Below are 13,707 nucleotides of genomic sequence, written 5' to 3' on the forward strand. Positions count from 1 at the left end.
TGAGTCCTTTTTTATTTTCGAACTATTTCTCTGACAGAAATTCCACTAGGTGCTGAGATTGTTTCAGCGACGTCATCAGCTCTTGGTAGTTTTCAAGATGCTTTTCAACCAAGCCCCAGAATCTGTTGGAATGGTCCATGTGCTGCAAGTGTGCAAGTTCATGCACAACAACGTAGTCGATGATCTCTTGAGTAAATACGATTAAACGCCAATTCAGATTAATGATCTTTTTAGACGAACAACTGCCCCAGCGTGTTCGTTGTTCACGGAATTTCACTTGTGCGGGTTGCAAGCCCATTTGCTGCGACCAAAATTTCACACGCTCGCTTAAAAGTTTCACCGCTTCACGTTTATAGAAGTGACGGATTTCTTTTAGTGCCGTGGGATGTTCTTGCACGGGCGTATTGGCACTCCAGTCATTGCGGGGAATGTGCAAAAGTAATTCTTCGTCTGTCACTGACACGAAAGCTTTTTTATTTAAAGTGATGACGACCTTAAGCTTACGATCTTTACCCATGAACGGGAAGTCTTCGTAGGCTTTAATTTTCTTTTCCGGAAACTGCTCTGCAAGATCGGCGAATTTTTCGAAGTTCTTTTCGATCCATTCTTTTTTGGCCATTAAGAAATCAACAATCACTTTTTGTGATGTCGATTTGCTAGCCATCACTTTAATGGGCTTGTTGGGATAAAGATAAATCGAGACAGAGCGACGGAAAGGGCGTCTGTGCACCTCTACCGGCCATTTAGCAAAAAGAAAATGTTCCTTCTCTGTCTTCATCGCAAGAAAGAATGACTTACTGGGCTTCTAGTGGCAAGATTCAACGCATAGGTCACGTTTTTTAGTGGGTGAAAATGGATAAAAACTCCTCTTTTTACAATCTAGATCCTGAGAAAGTTCTACGTTCTGCAGAGAACGCTGGCTTTTTTCCCACGGGAGAGTTCACCCAACTTAATTCCTATGAGAACCGCGTTTTCGATATCAAGCTGGAAGAGCCCATCGAAAAAGGTTCGTACACTAAAAACGTTATCGCGAAATTCTATCGTCCCGGTCGTTGGAGCAAAGAGGCTATCTTAGAAGAGCACGAATTTCTTTTGTCTTTAAAGGGCGAAGGCATTCCTGCGGTAGCGCCGTTGTTTCAAGGACACGATTCGACGTTAAGTGAAGTTGATGGCATGTACGTCGCCTACTTCCCGAAAGTTTTGGGTCGTATGCCGCAAGAATTCTTAGGTGACGATTATAAAAAAGTCGGCCGCTTGATGGCGCAAGTTCACAATGTGGGCGCGCGCAAGGAAGCTCCTCACCGTCCGGTGCTTGATACAAGTTATTATGGTGGTTGGGAGACTTTAGATAATTTGCAGGACTGGGTCACACCGGAATTGCGCAAACGCTATAACACCGCCGCTGAAGACATCCTTTATGCGATCGATGATAATTTCGATACGACGGAATTCATTCGTATTCACGGTGACTGTCATAAAGGCAACTTACTAAATAACGGTCAGGAATTTTTCTTGGTCGACTTTGACGATTTTGTAAATGGTCCGGTGATCCAAGATTTCTGGATGCTTTTATCTGGCGATGAAGATGCGATTTCAGAAGAACGCGATTTAATTATCTCGGGCTATGAAGAGCTGCGTGAATTCCCCGATCATCAATGGTCGTGGATTCCAATGCTTCGTGGTCTGCGCATCTTAATGTATGCAGGCTGGATCGCGAAACGCTGGGATGATCCAAGCTTTCCGCGTCTATTCCCAGAGTTCAACACTTACCGCTATTGGGCGGAAGAAGTTGAAGCTCTGGAAAAGATCGCGTGGAAAATTAATCCCTAATTATTGTTGAACACATTTAAGATCTTGAACCGCAAGTGCGGCGCCGCCGATGCTTGCGCTTTTCACAACAACCGCGAAGTCATTTTCATAGTTTTGCGTAAAGCGTACAGAGAAATTCGCACTTGGATCTTGAGTATTCGTCAAAGTCAAAAAGTGCACGACATCGACTCTGGTTGCGCTTGTCGTGTACTCCGCTTTTGCGCCCGCGACATCTGTGCTGCTTTCATACCAGTAAGTCACATCACTTCCGCAATTTCTAGACGGGCAATGGCCTGCAACCGTTTTCGAATAAGAGTAGCTTGCGAAGTTTCCAGCTGCTTTATCATATTTAAAATCAAGAGTTGCCCCCTGACCATCACAGTGAACTGTCCAGTTCACGCCAACAGGCTCAGTACCAAAACGCGTTCCCGTCCAAGCTGCGTTCGCAGAAGCTCCACCGATCAACATCGCCACTAGAGTAAGCATAGTCATTTTCATTTTTCTGTCCTTTCAGTTGTGTATTTCCATTTGTTTTTGTTCGTTCCCTCAGCACCACTAGACAAATTCGCGCGAAATTCTTCTAGTGTGCCGACTTATCCACAGAGTTTTGCAAATCCGCTGTGGATAAGTGAATCCGCTTGATCGCGTTTTTCGAAATCTTAAATATTCTGTAAAAAAGTATTTGTATAATTCATAAATATCACCTTATTATGATTTTAAATGAGTTTACTGAGCCCTTCCCTAGAAGCTTTCTGGGCCGTCGTCCAAAAGGGCACGGTCCTGGAAGCTGCAAAAATGGTAAATCTCACCCAAACAGGGGTGACCCAAAGAATAAGAAGCTTGGAAAAGCAGCTTGGGGTCACCCTTTTTACTCGCTCTAGAAAAGGCATGCGCTTAACCAACGAAGGAGAATCGCTTCTTCGTTATGTGCAAGCGGCCCGTGATCTTGAAGGCGATACACTTGCAAAACTTTCCGGTAAAAAATCAGCGGCAACTATTGAAGTGTGTATCAGCGGCACATCGACATTGATGCGTTCACGCGTGATTCCGCGTGTAAGTGCAATTTTAAAAAAGCATCCGCAACTGCGCGTGCGTTTTGATTTAACGGAAGCAGATAATATTGTCGGCAAATTGAAAAACGGCTTCGCACAACTTGCAGCGATGCCAGCGAATCAAGTGGGTCTTGAACTTGATTCAAAAATGCTTGCTCCAGAAAAATATATTTTAGTGGGACCGTCTTCATGGAAGAAGCGCTCGCTATCTGACATCTTAGAAAAAGAATGCATCATCGATCATGATCCCAGCGACATGGTGACGTTTGATCTTCTGAAAAAATATAAATTGAATAAGAAAGCCCGTCCGGAAAGACATTATGCGAACAACATCGATGCATTGACTTCGATGATTCAGCATGGAGCAGGTTATTCGGTTTTAACTGCGGAATATGCGCAGGATTTTATTAAAGATGGATCATTAATCGTACTTGATAAAACAATGTTCCTTGATGATCCCGTTGCGCTTGCTTGGTATCCGCGCAATGAAATGCCTTTGTACTTTAAAGATTTGATCGAAGCGATCACTAAGAAATAATTTTCTCTTATGATAGCCAACATTTTTACTTCGAAAATTCGGGAACGGTTCCAGCTTGGAACTAGCCACTGCAAAGAATTTTGCGCATTTCAAAAATTTTAGTTTACTTTTTCAGCACTCTCTCCGATATTAGAAATAACTCTAATGAAAGGAGGCCATCATGATTAACATTATGATTACAGCAAAAACAAATTCCGTCGGAATCCAACATCAACTCGGTATGGCCTCTGATCTGAATTTACCTATTTGCTTGTAACGATAAGCACTTCGGCTCTGTCGAAGGACTCATAAGATAAATCAAGATAAGCCACACAATTTGAATTTTTAAAAACATGCATTGGGCATTGTTACGTCTTGTATTCGCGTTCATCGCGTTTCTAAACGTTTTCCGCGTCCAATTCACACGACATTTACAAATAACAACTCTCGCTGAAGCGTTTGATCCGCGGCCTTTGGGTCTTGCGTTCGGCGAGCATTATCCACCAGGAGGAACTCTATATGAACGCTCTATTGCGTAAGAAGAAGGTATGGGAATATAGGAACGAGCGAACTTTTTTGAGGCTCGTTGAAACCTCTGCGGATGTGACTGTTGAAAGCGCAAAGAAGGCCGGACAAATAACAAGCTTCCTCCTGTTTTTGGTGTATCGCACACCGAGGATCTTGCTCGCCATCACAAGATGGACGTTTTTGAATCCACGTCTTCAGCGCTATTCATTACCAGGCACACCGGCAGAAGCCGTTGAACCTAATCTTCATTCACTTGAAGCGAAGTTAAAGAACCCAATCTTGCTTCGCTAATTTGCGGGGGACATCGTTCCCCGCTTTTTCTTTTATATCGACACACTGAGGTATTGACTCTGCAACGGCTAAACGAAAAGCTTAAGTCTATTCATTTTGTTCACGGAGGATGCATCATGAGAATTCTGCTTGTCGCCCTATTGGCTCTTTCAATCACAGCTTGCGAAGTTCAAGACGAACAAAAACAAGACGATCCAAATAACAGCACACTTGTGAATGAAACAAACTATGACGTTTGCGGCATCAGCCCGGCTCCTCACACTATCGAAGGCGCGTGGATGATGAAACAAGCTCAAGGCGCTTTCAAATTTACAACTACTTATGTGATCGCAAACGGTTCAATCCAACTGATCAATGAATGCAACATGAACGGCTCGAAGTTGAAAGCAACAGCGATGGCGCCAGCTGCTTATGATTCAACGACTGTGCAGCCATTGCGTCCTGCTTACGATGAACAAAAAATCGAAAATCCAAATTTCAAAATGACTTGTGAGGCAAGTTTGACCACACAACGTTTAAACTACTTCTTCGACGGGAATTGCTTAGTGCTAATGCAACCGGGTACGAACAACCGTATCACTCTGGTTCCGCAATAATTTTCGTCTATTCAATTTAAATTCAAAAGGGCTGAGGTTTTCCTCGGCCCTTTTCTTTTTTGAAATCAACTCGACTGTTTCTTAATACTATCGCTGTTGACTCACATCCTTGCACGAATGAATCTGCCTGCGTCTTAAACTTTCTGATAAGGAGTTTTTTATGATGCGCTTGTTGTTAATCGGATCACTCGTCGCGACTGTAGCTGCGTGTTCACGCGGAGGTAGTAAGTCTTCCGAACCAACATCGCCACAAACTCCCATTGAAAATGCAAACTCGGAACAAAAAGCCGAAGAGCTCAACAAAGTCGTCAATCTGACAGACTATTCGATTTGTGGCGCCAAGGGGCCAGAACCAAAAATCGATTCGAGTTGGGAAATCTTGCAAACACAAAGCGGCTTCACTTCGCTATTGAGTTTTGTTGTCATGAAAGATGGTCTGCGTGTGATCAATGACTGTAATCTGCACGGTCGCAACTTACAGGCGCGCATCACGGTGCCTGTGCGTTTGGGGAAAAGTTACTTCGAAACACTTAAGCCTGCTCAGGATCTAAAAACGATTAACGAAAAAGAGTTCCAGATGACTTGTTCCGTGGATCTGAAAGTAAATCGCTTTACTTACGCGTTCTATGGCCGTTGTTTGGAGCTTTCTCAGCCAGAGAGCGGCTTGTATATGCTGCTTGTACCGAAGATGCCCAATTAACGCTGTGAAGCACGTGTTCTGAGCCGCGGCTTAAGGTCAGAAAGGCCGTGAAATCCTTTGTCACAAAGGACCCTTCGTCTTATATTTTCCAGGCATATAAAACGTAAAGGAACGGCTATGAAAAAAATCAAAGTTGCAAATCCCGTCGTTGAACTTGACGGCGATGAAATGACAAGAATCATCTGGAAATTCATTAAAGAAAAATTGATCCTTCCATACCTTGAAATCGATATTAAGTATTTCGACTTGGGCATGGAACATCGTGACGCTACAAACGACCAAGTTACTGTTGATTCTGCTGAAGCAATCAAAAAGTACAACGTTGGTATCAAATGCGCGACGATCACTCCAGACGAAGCTCGCGTTAAAGAGTTCAACTTGAAACAAATGTGGAAATCACCAAACGGCACTATCCGTAACATCTTGGATGGTACAGTTTTCCGTGAACCAATCATTTGCAAAAACGTTCCTCGCTTGGTTCCTAACTGGACAGCACCAATCTGTATCGGTCGTCACGCATTCGGTGACCAATACCGTGCAACAGATTTCGTGACTAAAGGTAAAGGTAAATTGACTGTGACTTTCCAACCTGAAAACGGTGGCGAAACTCAAACTTATGAAGTGTTCAACTTCAAAGGCGACGGTGTTGCATTGACTATGTACAACACTGACGAGTCAATCAAAGGCTTTGCTCACTCTTGCTTCAACATGGCTCTTCAAAAGAAATGGCCTTTGTACCTTTCAACTAAGAACACAATCTTGAAAAAGTACGATGGTCGCTTCAAAGACATCTTCGAAGAAATCTACCAAAAAGAATTCAAAGCGAAATTCGATGCAGCTGGCATCACTTACGAACATCGTTTGATCGACGACATGGTTGCTTCTGCTTTGAAATGGAATGGTAACTTCGTATGGGCTTGTAAGAACTACGATGGTGACGTTCAGTCAGATACAGTTGCACAAGGTTTCGGTTCTTTGGGTCTAATGACTTCAGTTCTAGTAACTCCAGATGGTAAAACAATGGAAGCTGAAGCAGCTCACGGTACAGTGACTCGTCACTACCGTCAGCACCAACAAGGTAAACCGACTTCGACAAATCCAATCGCGTCTATCTTCGCGTGGACTCGTGGTCTTGAGCACCGTGGTAACTTGGATGGCAACACTGAACTAGTTAAATTCGCTCAAACTTTGGAAAAAGTTTGCGTTGAAACAGTTGAAGCTGGCTTCATGACTAAGGACCTTGCTGTTTGCATTTACGGCGACAAAGTTCCTGCCGATAAATACATGAACACAGAGCCGTTCTTGAACAAACTTGATGAGAACTTGAAAAAAGCTCTTTCAATGTAACTTTTAAAAATCATTTTGGTTTTCACGGAAAGCCTCGAGGAAACTCGAGGCTTTTTTTATTAGCAGCGCGGAGCTGAGCCACCGCACGCGATTTGTTCTTCAGTCTCTTTCAATTTAAAGACATTTTCGATGCGTGTTTTATTTGTGAAGTAATACGCTTTTTCTGAATCATCAGAATCTTGAATCGTGCACAGCCAATTCAATGACTGCACAACCTTCTGCATTTTCACTTTTGCATCTGTGACTGATTTCAATTGGCGCATCAACACGCGTGTCGCCCAGATATCTGCATTCGCTTCTTGCTGGCGGCTTTTGAAATATTCAGCACTCTTGTTTGGCAATGTGTTTTGTTGGCAAGCATAAGCGTCGTCTGATGCCAAACCTTTGAATTGCATTTGGTGAGTCAGCTCGTGCGCCAACAAGAATACCAAACGTTGAATACGCTCTTCCTTCGCTTTGCCTGCACCACGCAACAATGTGCCTGGGCACATGAAAATAACGCCATTCGGGCCTCCGTTAGGAAGGTTTGAATAAGTGAACTCTTTCTGGCCAGAACCTGTGCACGCTGACGCTACTAAAACTGAAACCGTCTCTTTGCCAAGATATTCGTTCTCAAATACTTCAGTGATCGGCATTACAACCGTTGTGTTCAATGCGCCGATGTAGGTTTTCTTATTTTCATCACTTAACTTCGATTGCTCAACTTCTGAAATCAAAAGTTTGCGTGCAAGCTCGGTCGCTTCAATCACGTCTTTATCGTAATCGTAAATAGTGCGATACGCTTTGTCGGCAAGAAGTAGTAAGTCGTTTTTAACTTTAGTTTTGTTCAACTCTGCTGACAGTTGATCAAGCGCTGAATCAGTGCCATCAAAATTTTGTGGCAGCGTTGGATACTTCTTACGAAGCTCTGCGATCGCTGAAGTTAATCCTTCTTTTTTAATTTTATCGCCCATCACTGACGTCACGTCTACACAGACGGCTTGCGCTGGACTTTTGCACATGTAAGTGTGAACGTCCTGATCTTTTAATGTCGCGTTTTTTAGAACGTTATTTGTCAGATGCACATCTGTTTTTCGAGGAGCACAGGCAGCAAAGCCCACTATCACTGCTACAGCCAATAAATAATTTTGTGTCTTCATTGTTTATATTCCTCACATCTGTGCGCCCAAAACGTCATTATCTTGCACGGAAGTGCATTCTCGCGTTCTGGACGTTCTTAGGAATAGAAAAGCAATCGAGGTGCCAAAGCAGTGTTTCATTTTGGAGCACTTTCCAACTGGCTAGACTTCAGAGAAACCATCAAGATTCCGTTAAGTTAGGTATGCTTTTTCAAACTCGTGTACGTACCTACAATAAGCAAATCTTGATTTTCTTTATCTTGTTTTTAACAAGCGTTTTGGCGTTTGCGTCCCCTGCTCAACTTACTTATCAAGGTCGAATTTTAAAAACAGATGGTACTCCCCTTGAGTACGCAAACGTTTCGTTTTTATTTCAAATCACTGATCCCGCTGGTAGCTGCGTAATTTATCAAGAACAAGTCACTGGTTACAGCATGGTGAATTCTGGTGGTGTGTTCGATGTTCCAATTGGCAATGGCACAATTCAATTTCCATTAAGTGGTACTGCAAGTGTTCTTGATGCTTTCAATAACTCTTCTACTTTCGATTGCGGTGTGTGTGCTTCATCGGGCTCGACATATTCTTGCTCTGTGGGCTCCAGCACTTATGCCGCTACGGTCGGAGCGACACGTAAGTTGCGTGTTTCTTTTTACGATGGTTCAGGTTGGAAAACGATTTCTCCTGATTCTGTGATTCGTTCCGTTCCTTATGCTGCGTACTCGATGTCAGCGCAAAAATTGGGAACAAATTCTGCGAGTGATTTTCTTTTAAAAACAGGAATTCCGGTTTGTTCGAGTGGTACGTTCCTAGTGTGGGATGGAACTGCTTTAAGTTGTGGTGGCGTGTCTGGTGCTTCGGGCGGTACGGTTACAAATGTTAGTTCAAGCAACTCATACATCACGATTACGAATCCAACTTCGACTCCCCAACTGACTTTGAATGTTGGTACCGCTGCAAACACTGTTGCTGCTGGTAATGACTCGCGCCTTGTGAATGCATTGCAAACCGGTGCGACGGCGGGTGGTGATCTTTCGGGAAGTTATCCAAATCCGACGCTTGCGAAAATCAATGGCACTTCAATTTCAATTGCCTCTTTAGCTTTAGCGAATGTTTTGAAATACAACGGCACAAGTTGGATTAATGCCTCTTTATCGACTGCGGATCTAACGGATGCTTCTGGCTTAGTGAAAGCTTCGCAAATGCCAGCGAACTGTTCTGCGAATCAGACTTTAACATTCTCAAGCCCAACCGGAACTTGGACATGTTCGAATATTTCAATCACTGGTTCTGCATTTGGTTCGCAAGCGCAAAACTTAGTATTGGCTTCTCCGAATGGTTCTGCGGGCAATCCCACATTCCGTGCGATTTCTGCTGGTGATTTACCGACTGTTGGTACGGCAGGAACTTATCGTTCTGTGACGACGGATGCATATGGTCGTGTGACTGGTGGTACGAATCCTACGACTGCTGGTGCAGCTGGCTTAACTGACGTGTTTGTGAATGGTGGTAATGCGTTTAGTGGAACTGCGAAATTGGGAACAACTGATGCGAATTCGCTGAATGTTGTTACCAATAATACCACGCGCATGACAGTGTTAAGTACGGGCGAGATTGGTATCGGTACAGCGACACCTCAATATCCATTCGACGTGGTTGTTAATAACAATCCTGCGACATTTACTGGAAGTTTTGCAACGACGGGTTCAGATGCGAACAGTACGAGAACTTTGAATGTTCTGAATGAACACACCACAACAGTGAATGGAAACAACTTTGTTCAAGCTTTAAAATCATCAAGTGCGCCAGTCATTGCCAACGGAATTACGGAGTCAGGCAATAGTCTTGCGACATGGTCGGCGGCATTTAGAAATAATCGCGGCACTGGAGATAACGGGACGCTAGGCACATTGATGTCCCACTACATTCAGTACGGTCATAACAATGTCGACGCTGCCGCAACACCGGTAACCACAAACGTGTATGGTTTGCAGCTTCAACCTTATATTCGTACGGGAACAGTTACGAATTTCTACGATATTTATATTTCAGCAGATGCAACTGGTGGTACCGCGACAAATCGTTGGGGTATTTATCAGCAAGGCACTTCAAACAACTACCTTGGTGGTAAATTAGGTATCGGCACGACTCCGACTGTATCGTTGGATCTTGGCTCACGCACTGATGCCGTTCGTTTACCTGCTGGTACAACAGCACAACAACCAACGGGTGCGAATGGTATGCTTCGCTACAATACCTCTACAAATTTAGCAGAGGTTTATCAAAACGGCGCTTGGGTAAGTTTAACGACTTCTGCGGGTGGTTCTAATGTCACAACGAATTCTTCTGGTGCAGTAACTGTCGCTGCCGGTGGTACAAATCAAAACGTCACGTTGCAGGCTTCAGGCACTGGTGTTGTGACTTCTCCAAGTGTTTTGACTTTAACTGGTGGTCAAGCTTCTGCTTCGACATCTTCAGGTGCACTGGTTGTCAGTGGTGGTGTTGGCGTTAGTGGCAACATCAACGCCGGCGGCAACCTTGCGGTTGGCGGAATGACGTGGGCATCGGGATTCCGTGCAGCTATGGGTGCGCCGAATGCTGCTGATAGTTCTACGAACGGTATTGCTTTTGGTAACGATGGCGACACGGGTATCTTCAATCCAGGCTCTAACTCTGCCAGTGGTACTTTGGCGTTTTATAGCAATAACGTTGAAGCAATGCGAATCGCAAATGGTATGGTGGGCATCGGCAACACAACCATGAAAGAAGCTTTGGATGTTACCGGTGCCATCACTTCCACTCAAGGTCTGCGTATTAATGCTTACAATGATGGAGCATGGAAACAAAAAACTGCGGGCTACAGCGCCGTCATTTATCAAGATAACAGCAATGGCAGTTTGAGTTTTTCTAACTCTTCGGCAAGTGTCGCTGCTGATGCGGTGGCTTCTCTTTCAACTAAGATGCTTATTAATAGTTCTGGCTATGTTGGTATCGGGACAACAAATCCATCATCAAACTTGCAAGTCATTGGATCGACAACAACGAATGCTGGTAGTTTAATTTCAGGTGGCTACTCGACAAATCCTGCTTCGAGTTCAACGACAGGAACGTGGGCCATGAATCTGACGAATACTTATTCGAAAGATGGTTTGGACGTAACTGCCAGCGGAATTCGTGGTGGTGAGGTTGCAGCGATTAATGCCTCAACATCAAATGTAAATATGCTTTATGGTTTGGTCGGTGTTACGACAAACACAAGCTCTGGTAGCGTTGATACAAGTTATGGTGTTTTAGGTAGCGGCCGTAACGCCGGTTCGGGAACTGTCACAAACGCTTATGGTGTCGTTGCGAATACAACAGTTTCTGGTACGGGACCAATCACGAATGCGTATGGTGTTTACGTTGCTTCCATGCAGGGTACAAATAAGTGGGCGTTCTATGCGAACGATCCTGCTCCTTCTTACTTAAAAGGTAACTTGGGTATTGGGACGACAACGCCTTCTTATGCATTAGACATTCAGGGTTCTGTCAGCGGAGCAAGTTTGCTTCGCTCTACAAATGCCCCAAGCGGGCCTGATCTTTATTTACAAAAAGATCGTGGTGCTGTGGGTGCTCCTGTTGTCGCGCAAAGTGGTGATGCTTTAGGTAACATCAGCTTCCGTGGTTATGATGGCTCTGCTTATATTCGTGGTGCTTTGATTCAAAGTTTAATTTCAGCGGCTCCGGCTGCTGGGTCATTGAAAGCTTCTCTTGCTTTCCACACAAACAACGGCGCCGGTGATGCGACTGAAAGAATGCGTATTGATTCTGCGGGTAACGTGGGTATCGGTACAACATCTCCGAATTCTGCGTTGGATGTGCGAAACTCAACTGCTGCCAACGGAACTGCAGCCTTAGCTTTCAATGCTGGCGTCGGCACTGATGGCACACTGGGATCTCTCAATGTTCAACTATGGGGTACTCCTTCTGCAACAGCGGCTAGCCGCTATGCTGGGATTGTCGCTGGCGATGCCGGGGGCGTTCGTCCACTTATTCTGAATATGGCTACCAATGGAACTCAAGGGGCCGTTGGTATCGGCACGACAGCTCCGCAAGCGACGCTAGACGTACGCAGCTATATCCAAGTCAAAGCAGCAGCTTCAGCTTATGACACTGGAATTTTCTTGAAAGCAAACGGTGTCACGGGCTCTGACAATCGCTTTTTGATTCGCACTTCACCTGATGCTGGTAAGTTAGGTCAATTTGAAATTGTTCGGTTCGACCCTGCCGCCGGGGCAGAGATTGATCGTACTCAATATCAGTTGAACGGTAACTGGGTCTTCCCACAGAACATCACTTCGAGCGGTTGCGTTTACTATAATGGTGGTCAGATTGGTAACTGTGCTTCCGATCAGCGCATTAAAGAAAATGTGCGCACATTTGATGTTGGGCTTGATGCTCTTCTTGGAATTCACCCTGTGAACTTCACTTACAACGGTCTTGCGGAATTGCCGAATGATGGAAAAGTTCAATTGGGTGTGATCGCGCAGGATTTGGAAAAAACAGCGCCTTCACTTGTAAAACGCAAAATGGTGAAACTGAACCCAGATGATAAAGAAAAAACCGAAATCAAAACTGTTGATTACGGTGCGTTTACTTATGTCATCATCAATGCAGTGAAAGATTTGTACGCGCGATGGTTTAGCGACAGCCAAGCTGTGCATCGCGAGATCGCTTCGCTGAAAGAAGAAAACGCAAAAATCAAATTGGAAAATTCTGAAGTGAAAGCAGAAAGCCAAATGATGAAGGCCTATCTTTGTCAGAAAGACCCGTCTGCTCCGTTCTGCAAAAAATAATTATTTCTGGAGTTCCGCGATCAAACGATCATTCATTTCGCGGTACTCTGGAGAAACGCCTGCCTTGATATCTTCTTTTGCTAATTTCATAATCGCATTTAGAATCTTGTCGGCGTAAACGCGCGCCTGGTCGCGGTTTTCAGGCCACATGTTTTTACCAATCCACGCACGCACGAACGCAAGCTTTGCATGTTCTTCACTTAACTGATTTTCGTAACGCATGCTTGGTTCATGATCGAAATCGCGAAGGCTGATGTAGTTGAATTCTTCTTTCGACATGGCGTCGTAATAAAGTGCCTGCACCATCGCACTTTTGCTATCGTACTGATAAACAGCTATTACATCGGCAAAAAATTCTGAGTACGCAGAAAGATAGTTTACGAAATCAGCGTAGTTTGTGACTTTGGCAATTTCTTTATTTGCTTCATCGACTTTGCTGTACGGAACTTGCTTGCGATAGTACGCCTCTTTCACGTTCGAAAGATTTGCTAAATCTTTTGCGAGTTCTGTGAATTGTGGAAATTCTTTTTTTACTCTTTCGTGAAAAATCGAATGACCGTATTCATGTGCGGCAGCGGTTACAACATTCGCGCGTGGGACCGGATATTCTTGACCATAACGACCGTAAAAAATCATGCGATACGGAAGTTCAATCATGTGACCCAAATCAAAAGCCGCATTATCGGATTCAGTTCCGATCACGAGTGTGACGTTGGGGCCACCGAAGGTTTCTTTGATTTCGTTGAAAACGTGCGACAGATCTTCCGCAAATTCACAGTCGTCATAATCCAAAAAAATGACGTCAGAAGTGGAAGGTTTTAGGTCTTTGCAAACCGATGCTTGGGCAAGTGAACCCGTCAAAACGAACCCAAACAGAACGAGCGCCAGGCTTTTCATAAATGGTCCTTTGAAATAAA

The 13,707-nt window shown here is 44.4% G+C and carries 11 protein-coding genes; 7 read left to right on the forward strand and 4 right to left on the reverse strand.

Annotated features, from left to right (window positions below; translation table 11 throughout):
• Window positions 1-22: 22 nt before the first annotated feature.
• Complete coding sequence (locus DOE51_RS18025; protein ID WP_142697912.1) at window positions 23-778, reverse strand: M48 family metallopeptidase; 756 nt, start codon at window positions 776-778, stop codon at window positions 23-25.
• 74 nt (window positions 779-852) lie between these two features.
• Here DOE51_RS18025 and DOE51_RS18030 point away from each other — a divergent pair, with 74 nt between their 5' ends.
• Window positions 853-1,830, forward strand: coding sequence for a serine/threonine protein kinase (locus DOE51_RS18030; RefSeq protein ID WP_142697913.1), 978 nt, complete (start codon window positions 853-855; stop codon window positions 1,828-1,830).
• On the opposite strand, the gene DOE51_RS18035 is transcribed toward DOE51_RS18030, so the two are convergent.
• Window positions 1,831-2,307 (reverse strand): hypothetical protein, encoded by a 477-nt coding sequence (locus tag DOE51_RS18035; protein ID WP_142697914.1) that lies wholly within the window; start codon window positions 2,305-2,307, stop codon window positions 1,831-1,833.
• Window positions 2,308-2,529: 222 nt separating this feature from the next.
• On the opposite strand from DOE51_RS18035, the gene DOE51_RS18040 reads away from it, so the two are divergent.
• From DOE51_RS18040 to DOE51_RS18060, 5 genes are all read left to right on the forward strand, one after another.
• Window positions 2,530-3,399 carry a LysR family transcriptional regulator gene (locus DOE51_RS18040; protein ID WP_142697915.1) on the forward strand — a complete coding sequence of 290 codons (870 nt, stop codon included), beginning with the start codon at window positions 2,530-2,532 and terminating at the stop codon, window positions 3,397-3,399.
• Between the two features lie 498 nt (window positions 3,400-3,897).
• Complete coding sequence (locus tag DOE51_RS18045; RefSeq protein WP_142697916.1) at window positions 3,898-4,197, forward strand: hypothetical protein; 300 nt, start codon at window positions 3,898-3,900, stop codon at window positions 4,195-4,197.
• Window positions 4,198-4,313: 116 nt separating this feature from the next.
• On the forward strand, window positions 4,314-4,793 hold the full coding sequence (locus DOE51_RS18050) for a hypothetical protein (protein ID WP_142697917.1): 480 nt from the start codon (window positions 4,314-4,316) through the stop codon (window positions 4,791-4,793).
• A gap of 160 nt (window positions 4,794-4,953) precedes the next feature.
• Window positions 4,954-5,493, forward strand: a complete 540-nt coding sequence (locus DOE51_RS18055) for a hypothetical protein (protein WP_142697918.1) — start codon at window positions 4,954-4,956, stop codon at window positions 5,491-5,493.
• 117 nt (window positions 5,494-5,610) lie between these two features.
• Complete coding sequence (locus tag DOE51_RS18060) at window positions 5,611-6,840, forward strand: isocitrate dehydrogenase (NADP(+)) (protein ID WP_142697919.1); 1,230 nt, start codon at window positions 5,611-5,613, stop codon at window positions 6,838-6,840.
• Window positions 6,841-6,899: 59 nt separating this feature from the next.
• Here the strand turns inward: DOE51_RS18060 and DOE51_RS18065 are convergent, their stop codons facing one another.
• Complete coding sequence (locus DOE51_RS18065) at window positions 6,900-7,979, reverse strand: hypothetical protein (protein WP_168196495.1); 1,080 nt, start codon at window positions 7,977-7,979, stop codon at window positions 6,900-6,902.
• 182 nt (window positions 7,980-8,161) lie between these two features.
• Between DOE51_RS18065 and DOE51_RS18070 the strand changes: the two genes are divergently transcribed.
• The gene (locus DOE51_RS18070) at window positions 8,162-12,790 is read left to right on the forward strand and encodes a tail fiber domain-containing protein (RefSeq protein WP_168196496.1); all 4,629 of its coding nucleotides are present in this window, start codon (window positions 8,162-8,164) and stop codon (window positions 12,788-12,790) included.
• On the opposite strand, the gene DOE51_RS18075 is transcribed toward DOE51_RS18070, so the two are convergent.
• Window positions 12,791-13,687, reverse strand: a complete 897-nt coding sequence (locus tag DOE51_RS18075) for a hypothetical protein (RefSeq protein WP_142697922.1) — start codon at window positions 13,685-13,687, stop codon at window positions 12,791-12,793.
• Window positions 13,688-13,707 lie beyond the last annotated feature (20 nt).

This window comes from Bdellovibrio sp. NC01 (assembly GCF_006874625.1).
Classification (GTDB): domain Bacteria; phylum Bdellovibrionota; class Bdellovibrionia; order Bdellovibrionales; family Bdellovibrionaceae; genus Bdellovibrio.